Raw genomic sequence first — 16,830 nt, 5'->3', positions numbered from 1 at the left:
ACCTCGAGGAATCCATCGAGACCGCCCTGCATCGACTCCCCGGAGAGCATGGTGAAGGAGCGGGCCTCGGACGATTCGGCGTCCATGACCTTGGCGCGCTGCTTGGCGACATCGACGAAGGTGACCTCGGCACCGTTCGAGACGGCGATCGTCTTGGGCGGGGTGCCGAGTTCCCAGCGGAGCTTGCCGTTCTCGCCCATCCACAGTTTGCCGGGGGTTTCGACCGGTTTTTTGAGCGCCGGAAGGGTGCGCTGCTGGATGAAATCGGCCTGCAGCGTGTGGATTTCGCTCTGGCGCTTGAGCCATGCCTCCAGCGGCGCGGTGTCGGTTTCCGCATGGAGTGGAAGGCTGAGCAGCAGGACGAGGAGCAGGCGCATGATCCAACTCGACCGAGGCGGGGGACTTTGCCAAGGGCAAATCGGATGAAATTGGTACTTGGAACCGGGGCGGGCATCCCGTGGTTTCTTCGCCGATGCGCAAATGGTGGAGTATCGGCCTGCTGATCGCCTTGGCGGTTGTCGCCGCCTCAGGGCTGGGACGGGTGAAGTTCGACACCGACGTCCTGGCGGTGCTTCCCGACGAGATGCCGGAGGTCGAGGCGCTGCAGGCCTTCCAGAGGGTGTTTTCGAAGAAGGGCGAGCTGATCCTGCTCATCGAGGGGGATCCCGACGAAGTTGGGCCGCTGGATGAGCTGGCGGGTGACCTTGCCGGACGCCTGAAGGAAGCCCGGGTGAGTGAGGTGGTGCGGTGGCGCCCGCTGTGGCAGGACCGCGATGGCGGCATGACGGATCTGATCGCCTGGCTTTGGCTCAACGGGGATCCGCAGGAAGTGGCGGGCCTGGTCGGGCGGCTTTCGGAGGACCAGATCGAGGCGACGATGGAGGGGGCGCTCGAAAGGGTGGCCACCAGTCTGGATGGCGGCGATCTGATGATGTCGGCACACGACCCCTTCGGCTTCCTCGATCATCCGTCGCTGCGGTCGTTTTTCGAAGGCCGCGATGGGGGCGGCGAAGGGTTTCTCAACGAAGAGGGCACGGCGCAGTTGATGTTCATCGAGGCGCCGCGGGGACTGCTCGGATACCGTGAGGCGGAGGCGTGGTTGACGGAGCTGAAGGAGGTTTCGGAGCCGTGGGCGAAGGAGAGGGGGCTGAGCCTCGGCTACACGGGGGATCCGGCTTTCGAGGCGGAGATCGGCGGCGCGATGGAGGGCGACATGCGGGGCACGGTCGGCATCACGTCGATGGTGATTGGCCTGCTCTTTCTGCTGATGCAGCGGCGGTTTGGATTGCTGTTCGGCATGGGAGCCACGCTGGGGGTGATCTTTGCCGCGACGTTGGGTGCGGCTGGCTGGATCTTCGGCGAACTGAGCATCATGGCGGCCGGGTTTGCCGCGATCCTGATCGGTCTCTCGGTCGACTACGGGGTGCTGATCTGCCAGGAGGCCAAGGTGGCGGGGCACGAGCAGGGTGCGATCCGGAAGGCCGTTTCACGATCGATCCTGTATGCGGCGGCGACCACGGCGGCGGTGTTCTTCGCCTTGAACCTGAGCGGACTGCCCGGGATCGCCCAGCTTGGCAGCGTGGTCGGGATCGGAGTGATCTTCGGGGCCTTGTTCATGCTTGGATTCTACCTGCCGTGGGTGGCGAAGGTCGGAGCCGGGCGCCCGATCATCGCGCACAAGGCGGCATGGCTGCCGGGTCGGAAGGGTTCGCTGATGCTGCTCGCCGGGGTGCTGGTGATCGCCACTGGCGTGCTCCTTGTGCGGGGGCTGCCCGGGGTGGAATTCGACCGCAGCCTGCTGCGCCCCCGCGACAGCCAGGCGATGGGGGCCTTTGAAGAAATTCAGGCGCAATTTCCGGCCTGGGGCGCGCCCTCGGTCCGGTTGGTGATCGAGGGCGGGACGAATGCCGAGGTCCGGCAGCGGGCGGCGGGGTTCGAATCCCGGGTCGCGCAGTTGCGCAAGGATCGTCCCGACCTGGTCGGCGAGCTTGAGCTGCCCTCCGGGTGGTGGCCGGCACCGGAACATCACCGGGCGAATGCCGCGGCGCTGGCGGCGCTGGGCCGCGATGCCGAGCGCCTGCTCGCGGCGGCGGACGAGGGAGGGTTTTCGGAGGAAGGGACGGCGCTGGGCAAGGCGGTGCTTTCCGCACTGCCGAGATTGGCTGGCGAGCCGCCGGGAAGCGTTCCCGACGAACCGGCGACGCTGGAAATCCTGCGGGCGATGGCGATGCCCGATGCGGATGGCGGGGGCTACATCCTCGGGAAGCTGGATGTCATCGGGCGCGAGGACCTCACGGTGGAGGATCTCGAGGTTCTCCGTGGCCTGCTGTCCGAGGGGGTGCATCTCGCTGGCTGGGATCTGCTCAAGCCGGCGGTGCTGCCGTTAGTGAAAAAGGACCTACTGGCGGTGTTCCTGCCGATGGTGGGCTTGATGGTGGTGATGCTTTCGCTGGTGTTCCGCCGGGCCGGGGATGTGGTCACCGCGTTGCTGGCGATGAGCCTGAGCGGCATCCTGCTGTTGGCGCTGATGCGGATCACCGGGCTCGAGTGGAACTTCCTCAATATCGCCGCGACGCCCCTGCTGCTGGGAACCGGTCTGGATTATGCGATTCACATCCTGCTTTCGCTGCGCCGCACCGGTGGCGACGTGCGGGCCGTATGGAACGGCACCGGCAAGGCGGTGCTGTTCTGTGGATGCTCGACGGCGATCGGCTTCGGCTCGCTGGGATTCGCCTCGATCGATGCGCTGGCCAGCCTGGGCAAGGTCGCGGTGTTGGGAATCCTGAGCTCGATGCTGGTCGCGGTGATTCTGATTCCCGGCCTGCGGGGCGGGCGGCAGCCGTGAGGGGTGCGGAGTGCTCTGATTCGGGGCTCGTCCGGGGGTGCAACCGGGACAGAAAAGCCGGAGACCTCTTCGGGACTCCGGCTTGGAAAATTGGGTTCGACGCTCGTCAGCTCACTGCCCGACCGGTTCGAAGTCGGTCTCGGTGCCCGGGGGCGGGTTGATGACCGGAGGAAGCGGCGGAGGCGTGATGATCGGCACGTCGAGCGGATCCGGCGGTGTTTCGGCGGGCTTCACCTCGACGTTCTTGCCCTTGGCGCTCTTGGCGCTGTCACCTTCCTTGCCGGCGGAGGGAGAGAGGCGGGCCATGACTTCCTGCACTCGGTTGAGCGAGTCGGGAGCGGTGGCGATGGCGCACTGGGCGATCAGGCGCATGTGCTCGGGCGCGGCGCGGACGGCGGTCTCGACGACGTAGCCGACAATGGCGTCGTCGCATTCGGTGCCGAGAATGGCGGCGCGGACGATCTCGCAGGAGCAAGCCGGATGGGCCGAAACTTCCTTGTCAACGAGACGGAGGAGCTCGATCGGATCGGCCTTGGCACGTTCGGCGGTGGCTTGAATCCTCTCGATGATCGGAGTGCAATCGACGGGCTTGCCGGCTTCCTCCGCGTGGCTTGCGGCGGCCAGCAGTGCGGTCGCCAAGGTGGTCACGAAAAGCTTTTGCATGGTGGGTGGGGTGGGGTGGAGGGCATGCTTATCCTGCCGGATGGGCCTGCCGATGTGAATAACTAGCACGGGCCAGCCCTTCTTGGAAAGCAGGAAATCCCTTCCGCGATCACGCGGTGACCGCCCCGCGATCGTCCTCAAGCCCTGATTTCTCAATGAAATAGTCGTATCCGCCGGTGTAGCGGGTGAGGACGCTGTGGCTGTCGTCCTCGGCGCGGGTGATGTGCAGGGTGGTTTCCGCGAGGTGGCGGATGAAGTGCACATCGTGGGAGATGAAGACCAGCGTGCCCTCGTAGGCCTTGAGCGCGTTGACCAGGGAATCGATCGAGAGGATGTCGAGGTGGGTCGTCGGTTCGTCCATCAGCAGCAGGTTGGGCGGATCAACGAGGAACTTGACCAGGTTCAGGCGCGATTTTTCGCCGCCGGAAAGCACGCCGCAGCGTTTCTCGACGTCGGTGCGGCGGAAAAGAAAGGACCCGAGGATCGCCCGGGCGTCTTCCTCGCGCAGGGTCGGGCATGACTCGAGCACTTCGTCGAGCACCGTGTTGGCCTCGTTGAGCTTCTCCGAGCGGTGCTGCGAGTAGTAGCCCATCTTGGTCAGGTAGCCGACCTCGTGCCCGCCACCGGTGACCTCGAGTTCGCCGGCGAGCATCTTCAGCAGCGTCGACTTACCGGAGCCGTTGGGCCCGACCAGCACGATCTTGTCGCCGCGCTCGATGGTGAGATCGAGGCCCTGATAGATCACCTTCTCGTTGCCGTAGGCGAAGTTCGCCTTCTTCAGTTCGACGACCTTCTGGTTCGACCGGGCGGGCTGGGGGAACTGGAACTTGAACGGCTTCCGCGGGGCGCGCGGCTTCTCGAGCTTGTCCATTTTCTCGATCTGCTTGATCCGGCTCTGGACCTGCGAGGCCTTCGAGGCAACCTGGCGGAAGCGATCGATGAAGTCCTGGATCCCTTCGATCTCCTTCTTCTGGTTCTGGTAGGCCCGGAGCTTGTTCTTGTAGCGGGCCACCCGTTGATCGAGGTAGGACGTGTAGTTGCCGGTGTAGCTGACCAGTTCCGCCGTATCCGGATCGATCTCGACGACGCTTTCGACGATCGAATCCATGAAATCGCGGTCGTGCGAGATCATGAAGATCGCGCCGGGGTAGTTCATCAGGTAGCGCTGGAACCACAGCAGCGAGACGAGGTCGAGGTGGTTGGTCGGCTCGTCGAGCATCAGCAGGTCGGGCTCCATGACCAGCAGGCGGGCGAGGTAGGCGCGCATGACCCAGCCGCCGGAGAACTCGGAGGCGGGGCGGGTGAAGTCCTCCTGGTTGTAGCCGAGTCCGGCGAGGATCTTCTTGGCCTTGGGCTCGAGCTGGTAGCCGTTGTGGGTGTTGAAGTGGTCCTGAGCCTCGGCGTAGTCCTTCGAGTCGATGGTGCCGGCCTTTTCGTGCTCGCGCATGGTGCGGAGGTAGCCGACCATGTCCGGATTCACGCCCATCGCGATCTCGAGCACGGTCTCGTCGCCCGGGTTGCCGGCTTCCTGCTCGAGGCTGCCGGTGATGGCGTATTCATCGCGGTCGATGGTGCCGGTGTCGATGTCCTCCTCGCCGAGGATCATCTTGAAGAGCGTCGACTTGCCGGCGCCGTTGGGGCCGACCAGGGCGATGCGTTCGCCCCAGTTGACGGTCATTTCCGCGTCCCGGAAAAGGGTGCGGCCGCCGAGTGTCTTGGTGAGCTTCTTGATTGTGAGCACGGGAGGGGACTAGGGCGGCAGCGCGGCGGGATCAATCCCCAATCCTCCGGATTGCCGCGCAGGATTGTGGATTGCCCAAGCGGGGAGGGCCGGTGGATACTGCGCCCGTGAAACGACGGGATTGGCTATGGCTTGCCGGAGGAGGGATGGTCGGAGGTTGCGTGCCCCTGGGTGGCGCGGCCCCCCGGACGTGGAACGGATCGACGATGGACGAGGCGGATGCCGTCGCCCGAGCGCATGGTGCGCGCGGCTGGGCGGCGTGGGAAAATGGTGAGCTGCGCAAGTCGTGGCGCACCCACCACCGCGGGCCCATCCTCAGCGTGACCAAGGCGCTGGCCGGGCTCGCGTGCGCCCGGGCGGTGGGTGAGGGCTGGCTCGAGCTCGACCAGCCGGTGTCGGCGACGGTGAGCGAATGGGCGACCGACCCGCAGAAGAGCCGGATCACGGTGCGGATGCTGCTGCAGATGACCGCCGGTCTCGATGAGGGCGGCGCCGAACTGTATCGGCGCGGCATCGGCGACAAGGGCCGGGTCGCGCTGGGACTGCCGGTGGTCGATGAACCGGGCACCCGGTTCCGCTACGGTCCGGTCTGCTGGGAGGTCTTGGCCGAATTGCTGCACCGCAAGGCGGTGGCGCGGGGCGAGACGCTCGAGCGGATGATCTACCGCACCGTGATGGGGCCGCTCGGGCTGACCACGCCGCAGTGGCGCTCGGACGGACGGGACCGCTACTACCTCTCGACCGGAGCGGAATTGAACATCACCGAAATGGGCCGGCTGGGCCGGGCCATCGCCTCGCTGGCCTCGGGGCGGGACGTGGCCAACATCCCGGCATCGGCCTTCCGCGACGTGACCCGGACCTCGTCCGCCAATCCGATGTTCGGAGGGGGCGTGTGGTCGAACCGGCGGGCACCCGCGCTCCCGATCGAGGTCGAGGAGGAACTCGACCCGCCGAAAAGCCCCGGCTTCTGGCGCTCGGCCTGCCTTTCGCGGAGCCAGCCGTCGTCGATGCTGGCGCTCATCGGGTCCGCCGGCCAACGGGTCTACATCTGGCCCGAGCAGCAGCGGGTGATCGCCCGGCTCGGGTATTCCGGAAGCTGGCGCGACGGTCCGCTGCTGCGGGTGGTGTGAAGAATCCGGGATCAGCCCCATCGGAAACCGGGTCCCCGACGGGGCCGCGATGACGATGCTCAGCACCACTCGACCGTCACTTCCTTGCGGTAGGCCTTGAGCCGGTCGATGAGCTGGACCACGAGGTTGCGGCGGATCGAGACGCTCCGCGGGAGCTGCGGGTTCTGGTAGTAGGGATTGACCTGCTCGCCGACGAGGAACGACACCGAGTCGGCCTGCAGCAGCTCGCGCGCGAGCAGGGCGGCGCCGTTGCGGTCGCCGGGCAGGCGCTCGAGCGAGCCGTCGGCCTCGTCGAGCAGGCGCAGCGTCGCCGCCATGGTCATGATGCCTTCGGTGACCAGATCGATCCCGGGCAGGCGCCCGATCGGCGGGATGCCGTCGCGCCCGCTGTTCGGTTCCGACACGACCAGCACCCCGAGATGAGCCCCGATGATGTCGCTGGTGGTGCCCCCGCAGACCACCTTTCGCCCGGGAAAGGCCATCAGGCGGTCGGTGCAGGATTCGTCGTCGTCCCGGTCCACCGCCGGGCCGGTCACGACCATCAGGGCGCGCGGTGCACGCGGAAGCACGCCGACGAAGGTGGCGTCGTCACCCGGACGGCCGCCGTAGAGAAGGTTGGTTTCGCGGATCACCCGGTTGGCGGCCCGTCCGGCACTGGAGGCGTGGAACTTGAGCGTCTCCTCGATGAATCGGCCGATGCCGGCGCGGTCCCAGCCGAAGTTATGGAGTTCGCCCACGCCGGCATGAAGGACGCCATCCGAAAGCAAGCCGAGGAAGTCACCGAGCTCCAGCCGTCCCTTCGAGAAAAGCAGGGTCCGCCCGCGGACCTCGCGGCCGTAACGTTCCAGCGACGCGACCCGCCCCTGGCGCAAGAGCAGCGGCGCGGGTGCCTCGAAGCTGATCACTCGGAACGACCCGTCGGCATGGATCAGGTCCAGCAGGGTGAATGCGGAGTAGGCCACCCCAAGGGTCCGGTCGGCCGGCAGGGTGCCGATGACGGTGTCCATCACGTCGGCGGCGGTGGCGCCAGCGAGGCTCATCCTGACGATGATCTCGGCGGTCAGGCAGGCCAGGATGTTGGCCTTCACGCCGCTGCCGAGGCCGTCGGCGAGGACGACGATCGAGCGGCGGTCGGTGCGGGCGATTCGGACCTGATCACCGCACAACTCCTCGCCGTGGTGGTTGAGGCAGGCGAATTCGATGTCGAAGAATGGATCCGGCTTACTCACGTTCGCGCTCGATCGAATCCAGCAGCCTGAGCAGGGCCACCTTGGTCGTCGCGGTCGCCTCACCCAGGAGTCCGGCGATTTCCTGGGCCACGCTCATCTGCCGGTCGACCACGTCCCGGACGTCCTTGGCGAGCTTCTCGCGGAGTTCCACGAGTTGGCGGCGCTGTTTCCACTCGCGAGTGAGGTCAACGAAGATTGCGGCAACCTTGTCTTCCTCCGGCACCGTGAAGACAAGGCGGTGCAGCCGCAGGTCGAACTCGCGGTGCGTGTGTTCGCTGCGCCGGATCTCGCCGCCGACCTCGAAGGCCTGCTCGAAATCGCTGACGTCACCGATCAACTCCGCCGCCGGGCGACCGAGGATTTCCTCGCGGGTGGTCTTGAAGAACCGGCAGAACGCCTGGTTCACCATGTGGACCTCAAGCCGGCGGTTCACGACCAGGAGGCCGTTCGGGTCGTGTTCCCACAGGAGGTCGGAAAGCCGGGTGTTCACCGCAGGCAGGATCCCAGGGATGGGACCCCGGCAGACACCCAAATCCTCCGAAACACCCTTCGTCGATTGCCTTACTTCCGCCGGTAGACTTGCAGGTTGGCATCAGCCATGCGGACGTGGTAGCCGGAGCCGAAGGGGATCTCAGGCTTCGGGCCTTCGGCCAGGTACGCGGCGGCGAGGTCGGACTGACGCCATTGGGCAAAGAGCGGGATCGGACGCACGTAGTTGCCGAGCAGGGTCACATCCCACTGGTCCTTGTCGTAGTACCGGTAGGGGATGCCGGAGTCGTCCTGGAGCACGACCTCGCAGTTCGAGAGGACCCAGTTGCGGATGCCGGTGAAGGAGCTGTCGTGGGGCAGGTAGGAGGCGGCCTTGAAGTAGGCGGCACCGCCGGAGTGGCCGTCGAGCCAGGGCCGGATCGCACCGAAGCCGGAGTTTGAGAGGTCGGCCGACACGTAGATCACCTTTTTCGATCCGCCGTAGGGCGAGTTGAAGCGGATCTCGGTGGCGGGCTTGCCGGCGACGGAAACCGAGCGCACGTCCTTCACCTCGGCGCCCATGAGCCCGAGACTGGTCATCATGATGGTTGTGACGTCGGGGGCGTTCTTCATCTCCTTGGTCAGGTAGTAGCCGTGGCGCAGGGGTTTTTCCATGACCGAGCGCAGCGCGGAAAGCCGGGCGATCGTGTTGTCACCGGGAACCGCGGGAACGTTGCCGGCCGGTTCCAGGCCGATGAGGACGTAGGTCGATGCCTGCGGGAAGATCGACGAGACATACATGATGTCGGGCCCGCCGAAGGGATAGACGACGGTCGAGGGCGATCCGACCAGCGGCTTGAGGTCGTAGTGGTAGTACTGCGCCTGCCGTAGCGTGCGCCTGCCACCCATCTTGCGCCACAGGTAGTCGAGCTCGAGCGCGTGGGTGTGGTAGTCGCCGCGCGACTTCTGGTAGGTGGAGAGGGTCGCTCCTTTGGCGACCGGTCTTCCGGCCAGGAAGCGGGCGATGTCGTCGTGGGAGGGTTCCCCGGTGGCGCCTCCGAAGTCCTGCGCGGGGTTCAGGGGCGGTTTTTCCTGCTTGGTCGGCGGCAGGTTGCTCGACCCGCAGTGGCAGAGGGCGAGGGCGGCGAGGGCGATGAGGATGCGTTTCATGAAGGCGATCGGTGGGTGAGGAAATATCCTGCGATGGCCACGCCGACCGCAGTGGCCAGGCCGGCGAGGGTCGGAACCGGATCGGCGGCCAGTGAGCGGATCACCACGAACAGCGTCATGGCGAGGAATACGACAATCGGCAGCATGAGTCGACCCAGATTCACCCGGTCGCGCAGCCGGAAAAGTCCGGCCACGGTGAGCAGGGTGCAGAGGGCGAGGCCGGTCTGGGTGTAGGTGACCAACTCGCGGAAGCCGGTGGCAAACACGAAGCCGAGAGCCAGTGCGGTCTGAAGACCCAGCGCGACGACCGGTGCTTCCTTCCTGGGTTTCAGCAAGCGGAGCGCCGGGGTCGATCGGCCAATGGCGGCGAGCACCCGCGGCCCGGCCCAGAGCATCGCGCTGACCGAGGCGAAAAGTCCGACGGCAAACAAAAGGGAGATCGGCGCGGCGGCCCGGTCGCCGAACAGATGGCGGGCGGAGATTTCGCCGACGGCGACCTCGCCACGCAGCGCCTCGACCGGCGCGGCGCGCAGGAAGGCGGCATTGAGGGCGAGGTAGAGCAGGGTGACGACCAGCGTGCCGCCGATCAGCGCGCGGCGCACGGTGCGTTCGGGTTGATCCCATTCCTCGAGCCCGTACACCGCGGCATTCCACCCCGAATAGGAGTAGAAGACGAAGAACAGGGAGATGGCGAAGGCCGGCTGGAGGATCCCGGCAAAATCGGTCGCGGGCTCCGGCGTCCAGCGGATGTCGCCCTCGCCTGGCAGCAGGATCACCGCCCCGAGAAAGAGCAGGATGAGCAGGAGCTTCAGGCCGGTGGCCGCGAGTTGCACCCGGGCACTGGTCCGGGAGCTGATCGCATGCGCGGCGCTGCCCAGCAGGATGACCACCACCGCCGCCGCCTGCACCGGAACCGACGGCAGGGCCTTGTGGAGGTACTCGCCGAAGGCAATCGCGGTGATCGCGGTCGGCGCCGCGAAGCCGACGATCGCCGACAGGATGCCGGCCATGAATCCGAGCGACGGGTGGTACAACTCCGTCAGAAAATGGTGCTCGCCGCCGGACCGGGGCAGCGCCTCGGCCACCGCCGAGTAGCACAGCGCACCGCACAGCGCGATGATCCCGCCGAGTGCCCACAGGACGAGAATCTGCGGCCCCGAGGTCAGGTCGGGAAGCTGGAACCCGAGCGAGGTGAAGACCCCTGTCCCGATCATCGAGGCGATGACCAGGGCGGTGGCGGCGAAGGTGCCGGGCGCGCGTTTCAAGGGGCCGATTCTGGCGAGCAAGGCCGCCGTGTCGAGGGCCGTTGTGCGGCGTGGAAACCAAGGCCCGATGCAAGATATGCCGGACTTTTGGGACGGGATGCGCAATCGGTGCGGGCGGGGAAAAGTAGAGATAGGGACGCGACGGTCTTTAGGCCGGGTTAGTTGTGAATTTTTCCAAGCAATCCTCCTTCAGGGCTCTTGCGGCAACGCTGCCGCTGCTGGTCGGGATGTTGATTTCGGCATCCGGGATCCCTTCGCCTCTCTCTCTTGAATTTTCGCCCGATGGCCGGCAGCTTGCGGTGGGGGATGCGGCCAATGATTGCGTGGCCCTGATCCACCCCGGAATCCACGAGGTCACCCAGCGGATCGCGCTGCAGGGAACCCCCAAGGGTCTGGCCTGGGATCCCCGTTCCGGGCGGCTGATGGTCGCGGAATTCGGAGCGGGACAGGTCGCCGAGATCGATCCGGAAAGTGCCGAGGTCGTCCGCCGCTTGCCGGTGGGTCGCTACCCCCACGGTCTGGCAGTTGCTCCGGAGCGCCGCCTGCTTCTGGTGGGAGACTGGGGTCTCGGTGAGTTGCGGATCATCGACCTCGGCGAGGATGGAAAAACGACCCGGATTCCGGTCGATCGTCAGCCGACCGGAGTGGCGGTGAGTGCCGACGAGTCCTTCGCAGTGGTCAGTCATCTGGTTCCGAATACCGCGGCCACGGTTCCGGATCACGCGGCGGCGGTGGCCATCATCGATCTCGAATCGATGGAAAAGACGGCGACCGTCCGACTGCCGACCGGATCGACCAATGTCCAGGATGCCTGCATCGGTGCGGATGGGGCGACGGCTTACGTCGTGCACACGATCGGTCGCTTCCACCTGCCGACCACCCAGCTGGACCGCGGATGGGTGAATACCAATGCGCTGTCCGTCATCGATCTGGCGAAGGGGAGTCGCCGCGCGACCGTGCTGCTGGACCAGGTGATGGACGGGGCCGCGGATCCCTGGGGGGTGACCGCCGGACCGGCGGGCAAGCGCCTCTACGTGACACTGGCCGGCGTGCACCAACTTGCGGTGATCGACCTCGATCGCCTGTCGAAGCTCATCGCCTCGTCCCCGGCCTCCTTGTCCGAGGATCTTTCCGCCCTGCACCGTGAGAACGTGATGCGCCGCATCGATCTGCCGGCCAAGGGACCGCGGGGCATCAGCGTCTCGGCTGCAGGCGACCGGCTGGCGATGGCCGGCTATTTCACCGGAAATGTCATTCTCACGGATCCGGACGGAGACGGTGCCACCTCGATCCCGCTTGCCCCCCCGCAGGAGCCCGATGCCGCGCGGCGGGGTGAAATTGCCTTTCACGATGCGAACCGCTGTTTCCAGCGCTGGCTGAGTTGTGCGAGCTGCCATCCCGACGCCCGTTCGGACGGACTCAACTGGGACCTGCTCAACGACGGCATCGGCAATCCGAAGAACGCCCGCTCGATGGTCTTCAGCCACCTCACGCCCCCGGTGATGTCGCTCGGCGTGCGCGACCAGACGGCCACGGCGGTCCGCGCCGGCTTCGTCCACATCCAGTTCACCGAGCCGGAACCCGGCGAAGTCGAGTCGGTGATGGCCTACCTGCAATCTATCGAGCCGCTGCCCAGTCCCTATCGCGAGCCGGACGGATCGCTCAGCGAGGCCGCCACCCGCGGCAAGAAGATCTTCAACCGCCGCTCGGTCGGCTGTGCCTCCTGCCATCCCGAGCCTCTTTTCACCAAGCTCGAGATGGAGGACGTGGGCACGACCGGCTCGCTCGACCAGGGGGCGGCGCTCTTCGACACGCCCAGCCTGCGGGAGCTCTGGCGGACGCCGCCCTACCTCCACGACGGCCGCGCGGCGACGGTCCGTGAGGTGCTGACCGATCACAATCTGGACGACCTCCACGGCACGACCTCGGCACTCACCGAGCGGGAAATCGACGATCTCGTCGCCTACCTCCTGTCCATCTGAGCCCCGCGATCCATCCACCATGAAATACCTGCCACTTGGAAACTCCGACCTGCGTGCGTCGGTCATCGGATTCGGAGCCTGGTCGATCGGTGGCGGCGCGGTCTGGGGCGACCGGGCCGACGATGCCGAGTCGATCCGCACCATCCAGACTGCCCTTGATGAGGGAATCAATCTCCTGGATACCGCTCCGGCCTACGGCTGGGGTCACAGCGAAAGGCTGATCGCCAAGGCCGTCGGCGACCGCCGCGACGAGGTGCTGCTCGCCACCAAGTGCGGACTGTGGTGGGACGATGACCGCGGTTCCTACTTCACCGAATTCAATGGCAAGCCGATCTATCGGTCGCTGCGTCCGGACACGATTGCGATCGAGGTCGAGCGCTCCCTGAAGGATCTCGCGACCGACCGCATCGATCTCTATCAGATCCACTGGCCGGCGGTGGAGCCGGACAAGACCCCGATCGAGGACACCATGGCCGCACTGCTCAAGCTGCGCGATGCGGGGAAGATCCGCCACATCGGCGTGTGCAACCTTTCGCCTGAGGAAGTGGAGGCATACCTCGCCTGCGGGCCGGTGGTCAGCCACCAGTTCCGCTACTCGGCGCTCCACCGCGATGCGGAGGCCGAAATCCTGCCGCTGTGCCGGGAACGGGGCCTTTCGACGCTCACCTACATGTCGCTCGAGCAGGGCCTGCTCACCGGCAAGATCGGCATGGGCCATGTCTTCGGCGACGACGAGTTCCGCAGCAATGCCGACTGGCTGCCATGGCTCCAACCGGCCAACCGCGGCAAGGTCCTCGACTTGCTCGCGGGCTGGCGTCCGCTCTGCGAAACGCACGGCTGCACGCTGGCGCAGCTGGTGCTCGCCTGGACCCTCGCGCAGGACGGCGTGACCCACGTGTTGGCCGGGGCGCGCAAGCTCCACCACATCCGCGAGACCGCGGCGGCGGCGGACTTGGTGATTCCATTCCCGGATCTCGAACGGATGACGAGTGATCTCGAAGCCCTCGGCGAACCGAAACCTGTCCCGGCATGAAACTCCTGCTCGGGGTCGCGGCGGCAGTGATCGTGGGCGGCACTGGCGTTTTCGCCTCGGAGGGATTCGGGACGTCCGGGACGCTGCGTGCGGCGATCGACGACCTCATCGCCACCCACGGCGACCGCTACCCGGGGGGGGCCTCGTTCCTTCAGCGGCTCGATGCGCTCGGACCGGAACCCTCGGAAAATGATCTGGCCGCGCTTCGCCGCGAGGCCCTGCTGGCGCATCCGGGACTGGCTGGAAACCGCCTGCTCGTGCTCGAGCGTGACGCCCGCGCCCGCGTGCTGCCGCAGAACTGGCAGGGCAACGAAGCGCTACCGCGCGGCCCGGTGGCCAACCGCCTCGCCATTCTCCACGACCTCCGGGGGCAACCGAGGCTGGAGACGCTGCTCGAGCCGGAGGATCAGAAGCTGATTGCCGACGTCGATCTTCACCCGGACGCCGACCGGCTGATGTTCTCGATGATCGGCGAGCACAATCGCTGGCAAATCCACGAGATGCGCCTCGACGGCTCCGCACCGCGGACGCTGCCCCTGATCATCGAGCCCGATGTCGACAACTACGACTCGGTCTATCTGCCGAACGGTGACATCCTTTTCAGCTCGACCGCCACCTACACGGGCGTTCCCTGCGTCAACGGCAGCTCCCAAGTCGCGAACCTGCACCGCTTCGAGCCGGGATCGGGCGCGATCCAGCGCCTGACCTTCGACCAGGAGCACAACTGGAACCCGACGGTGCTCCCCGACGGCCGGGTGATGTACCTGCGCTGGGAATACAGCGACCTTCCCCACTCCAACTCGCGCATCCTGTTCCAGATGAATCCGGACGGGACCAACCAGGCCGAGCTCTACGGCAGCAACTCCTACTTCCCGAACTCCTTCTTCTATGCCCGCCCGATCCCGGGCCATCCGTCGCAGGTCATCGGGGTCGTCGGCGGTCACCACGGCGTGGCCCGCGCCGGGCGCCTGATGATCGTCGATCCCGACGTCGACCGCCGCGAGGCGGAGGGCGTGATCCACGAATTTCCCCATCGCGGGCGGGAGGTCGAAGCGATCGTCAAGGACCAGCTGGTCAAGGACGTCTGGCCGCAGTTCCTGATGCCCTGGCCGCTCGACGGGAAATACGTGCTGGTCTCCTGCAAGCCGGGACCGAAGTCCGCGTGGGGCATCTATCTGGTCGATGCCTTCGACAACCTGACGCTCATCCACGAGGTGCCCGGGAAGTCCCTGATGGAGCCGGTGCTGCTGGCGAAGCAGCCGCAGGCGCCGCTCATCCCGGATCGAACCGACCCGGGCGAGACCCAGGCCTCGGTGCTGCTCACCGACATCTACCGCGGCCCCGGTCTCGAGGGCGTGCCGCGGGGCGCGGTGAAAAGCCTGCGGATCGTCGAGTATTACTTCAGCATGCGGGGCATGGGCGGCATGCTCGGCGGCATCGGCATGGATGGTCCGTGGGACATCCGGCGCGTGCTCGGCACAGTGCCGGTCGAGGAGGATGGCTCGGCGCACTTCACCATCCCCGCCCAGCGGCCGGTGTTCGTGCAGCCGCTCGATGAGAAGGGTCAGGCGATGCAGACGATGCGCAGCTGGTTCACCGGCATGCCCGGGGAGCGGATCTCATGCATCGGCTGCCACGAGGGCATGAACCAGGCGCCGCCCTCCGCCCCGGCGATGGCCGCCACGCGATCGCCGAGCGCCATCAAGGCTTCGTGGCAGGCCCCGCTGCGCGGCTTCAGCTTCGACCGCGAGGTCCAGCCGGTGCTCGATCGCCACTGCGCCGGCTGCCACGCCGGGGAAGAGGGCCACGCCGAACCCTATCTCAAGGGCGATCGGAAGATCAGCGACTGGAGTTCCCAGATCGCCGGCAACGCAGGGGGGCGTGGGGGACGCTTCACCGCTTCCTACGCCGAACTCCACCGCTACATCCGCCGTCCGGGAATCGAGAGCGACATGCGCATCCTGAGTCCGATGGACTACCACTTCAGCACCACCGAACTCGGGCGCATGCTGGAGCAGGGGCATCACGGGGTGGATCTCGACGCCGAGTCCTTCGATCGCATCGTCACCTGGGCGGACATCAACGCCCCTTTCCATGGCACCTGGGGTGAGATCGTCGGCGAAAACAACGTCCGGCCGAAACTGGACCGCGCCAACGAACTGCGCCGCGGCCGTGCGGCTCCGGTGCCCGATTACGAGGCCATTCCGGAGCTTCCTCCCTACGACACCACGTCGGTCGTCAACGAGGCACCCCCGGTCGAACCCCGCGGGGTGACGCTTGAAGTGGGTGCACCGGGTGGCGGCGAGCGTCGTCTGGATCTCGGCGGTGGTGTCGGGCTCGATCTGGTCAAGGTCCCCGGCGGCCGCTTCAACGGCGAGCCGGTCGCTCCCTTCTGGATCGGCACCACCGAGGTCACCAACGAGCAGTTCCGCCGGTTCCGGAGCGGTCACGACAGCCGGGATGAGTCGCGGCACGGCTACCAGTTCGGCCGGCGTGGCTACGACATGAACCAGCCCGGCCAACCGGTGGTTCGCGTGGCCTGGAACGACGCCGAAGCCTTCGCCCGGTGGATCGCCGGGCAGCACGGGCTTGCCGCCGGGCTGCCGACCGGGCTTCAGTGGGAATGGGCTTGCCGCGCGGGCGCGACCACCGACTTTCCTTTCGGCGGAATCGATGCCGACTACTCGGCGCACGCGAACCTCGGGGATCGGAAACTCAAGGAGTTCGCCGCCTGCACCGCCAAGGCGGCCTACCATCGCGCCGAGCCGATCCTGAACCCGAACCATTACGATGATTGGATCCCGCGCGACGATCGCTTCGACGACGGGCACCTCGTCGCCGCGAAGGTCGCCAGCTACCAGCCGAATGCCTGGGGTTTGCATGATATGATCGGCAACGCCTGGGAGTGGACCGCCGAGGTGACCGGGGACGGCCGCCGGGTCGCCCGTGGCGGCTCGTGGTATGACCGCCCGCAGCGGGCCACGGTCCGCGACCGGGTGATCTACCAACCCTATCAGCGGGTCTTCAACGTCGGCTTCCGGATTGTGGTCAGTGAACTCCCGCCTACCGCGAAGCGGTAGTTCATGAACGAGTTTGGAATCCTTCCGCGAGGATGTCAGGCTCTCGGCAGTGAAGCCGTATGAGGACGTCAGTCCGTTCTTACGGCGTGTTTTTCTGCCGGGCCGACGCCGGCCTGCAGGCATCCCCCTCTAGTGTAGGCCGCCTTACAGACGAGTGATTATCTGCCAAGGCTGAATCGTGCCGAATACCGCGGATTTAGGGGATTGAACGGATTACGCAGATT

The 16,830-nt window shown here is 66.4% G+C and carries 12 protein-coding genes; 5 read left to right on the top strand and 7 right to left on the bottom strand.

The features are described 5' to 3' along the window. The coding region (locus ACG2LG_RS22330; RefSeq protein ID WP_396262838.1) for an outer membrane lipoprotein carrier protein LolA at nucleotides 1–377 on the bottom strand (377 nt) is incomplete at its 3' end. Nucleotides 378–472: 95 nt separating this feature from the next. Here ACG2LG_RS22330 and ACG2LG_RS22325 point away from each other — a divergent pair. Further along, a complete protein-coding gene (locus ACG2LG_RS22325) occupies nucleotides 473–2,845 on the top strand; it encodes an MMPL family transporter (protein ID WP_396262836.1) in 2,373 nt (790 codons plus the stop codon). Nucleotides 2,846–2,956: 111 nt separating this feature from the next. On the opposite strand, the gene ACG2LG_RS22320 is transcribed toward ACG2LG_RS22325, so the two are convergent. Both ACG2LG_RS22320 and ACG2LG_RS22315 read right to left on the bottom strand, forming a co-directional pair. Then, nucleotides 2,957–3,508, bottom strand: coding sequence for a hypothetical protein (locus tag ACG2LG_RS22320; RefSeq protein ID WP_396262834.1), 552 nt, complete (start codon nucleotides 3,506–3,508; stop codon nucleotides 2,957–2,959). Nucleotides 3,509–3,617: 109 nt separating this feature from the next. Beyond that, nucleotides 3,618–5,249 (bottom strand): ABC-F family ATP-binding cassette domain-containing protein, encoded by a 1,632-nt coding sequence (locus ACG2LG_RS22315; RefSeq protein WP_396262832.1) that lies wholly within the window; start codon nucleotides 5,247–5,249, stop codon nucleotides 3,618–3,620. A gap of 107 nt (nucleotides 5,250–5,356) precedes the next feature. Here ACG2LG_RS22315 and ACG2LG_RS22310 point away from each other — a divergent pair, with 107 nt between their 5' ends. Next, nucleotides 5,357–6,379, top strand: a complete 1,023-nt coding sequence (locus ACG2LG_RS22310; RefSeq protein WP_396262830.1) for a serine hydrolase domain-containing protein — start codon at nucleotides 5,357–5,359, stop codon at nucleotides 6,377–6,379. Between the two features lie 59 nt (nucleotides 6,380–6,438). On the opposite strand, the gene ACG2LG_RS22305 is transcribed toward ACG2LG_RS22310, so the two are convergent. From ACG2LG_RS22305 to ACG2LG_RS22290, 4 genes are all read right to left on the bottom strand, one after another. After that, a complete protein-coding gene (locus ACG2LG_RS22305; protein WP_396262828.1) occupies nucleotides 6,439–7,608 on the bottom strand; it encodes a SpoIIE family protein phosphatase in 1,170 nt (389 codons plus the stop codon). Continuing rightward, nucleotides 7,601–8,098 carry a PAS domain-containing protein gene (locus ACG2LG_RS22300; protein ID WP_396262826.1) on the bottom strand — a complete coding sequence of 166 codons (498 nt, stop codon included), beginning with the start codon at nucleotides 8,096–8,098 and terminating at the stop codon, nucleotides 7,601–7,603. The genes ACG2LG_RS22305 and ACG2LG_RS22300 overlap by 8 nt, the downstream gene beginning before the upstream one ends. Before the next feature lie 71 nt (nucleotides 8,099–8,169). After that, the gene (locus ACG2LG_RS22295; RefSeq protein ID WP_396262824.1) at nucleotides 8,170–9,246 is read right to left on the bottom strand and encodes a hypothetical protein; all 1,077 of its coding nucleotides are present in this window, start codon (nucleotides 9,244–9,246) and stop codon (nucleotides 8,170–8,172) included. Further along, entirely contained in the window at nucleotides 9,243–10,511 is a 1,269-nt protein-coding gene (locus ACG2LG_RS22290; RefSeq protein ID WP_396262822.1) for an APC family permease, read from the bottom strand. The genes ACG2LG_RS22295 and ACG2LG_RS22290 overlap by 4 nt, the downstream gene beginning before the upstream one ends. Nucleotides 10,512–10,834: 323 nt before the next feature. Here ACG2LG_RS22290 and ACG2LG_RS22285 point away from each other — a divergent pair, with 323 nt between their 5' ends. The 3 genes from ACG2LG_RS22285 to ACG2LG_RS22275 are packed head-to-tail and all read left to right on the top strand — an operon-like array spanning nucleotide 10,835 to nucleotide 16,606. After that, nucleotides 10,835–12,493, top strand: a complete 1,659-nt coding sequence (locus tag ACG2LG_RS22285) for a cell surface protein (RefSeq protein WP_396262820.1) — start codon at nucleotides 10,835–10,837, stop codon at nucleotides 12,491–12,493. A gap of 19 nt (nucleotides 12,494–12,512) precedes the next feature. Next, nucleotides 12,513–13,526, top strand: a complete 1,014-nt coding sequence (locus ACG2LG_RS22280) for an aldo/keto reductase (RefSeq protein ID WP_396262818.1) — start codon at nucleotides 12,513–12,515, stop codon at nucleotides 13,524–13,526. Further along, on the top strand, nucleotides 13,523–16,606 hold the full coding sequence (locus tag ACG2LG_RS22275; RefSeq protein WP_396262816.1) for an SUMF1/EgtB/PvdO family nonheme iron enzyme: 3,084 nt from the start codon (nucleotides 13,523–13,525) through the stop codon (nucleotides 16,604–16,606). Before ACG2LG_RS22280 ends, ACG2LG_RS22275 begins: the two co-directional genes overlap by 4 nt. Nucleotides 16,607–16,830: the final 224 nt, after the last annotated feature.

Origin of the sequence: Haloferula sp. A504 (assembly GCF_044385805.1) — a bacterium.
Lineage (GTDB): Bacteria > Verrucomicrobiota > Verrucomicrobiia > Verrucomicrobiales > Akkermansiaceae > Haloferula.
Note: the sequence above shows the minus strand (reverse complement) of the source record. Positions and strands in the feature narration are given on the sequence as shown.

Bases quoted from the DNA above. Each gene is read 5' to 3' on its own strand.
- ACG2LG_RS22275 (WP_396262816.1), top strand. From the start codon at position 13,523: ATGAAACTCCTGCTCGGGGTCGCGGCGGCAGTGATCGTGGGCGGCACT.
- ACG2LG_RS22280 (WP_396262818.1), top strand. From the start codon at position 12,513: ATGAAATACCTGCCACTTGGAAACTCCGACCTGCGTGCGTCGGTCATC.
- ACG2LG_RS22295 (WP_396262824.1), bottom strand. From the start codon at position 9,246: ATGAAACGCATCCTCATCGCCCTCGCCGCCCTCGCCCTCTGCCACTGC.
- ACG2LG_RS22320 (WP_396262834.1), bottom strand. From the start codon at position 3,508: ATGCAAAAGCTTTTCGTGACCACCTTGGCGACCGCACTGCTGGCCGCC.
- ACG2LG_RS22325 (WP_396262836.1), top strand. From the start codon at position 473: ATGCGCAAATGGTGGAGTATCGGCCTGCTGATCGCCTTGGCGGTTGTC.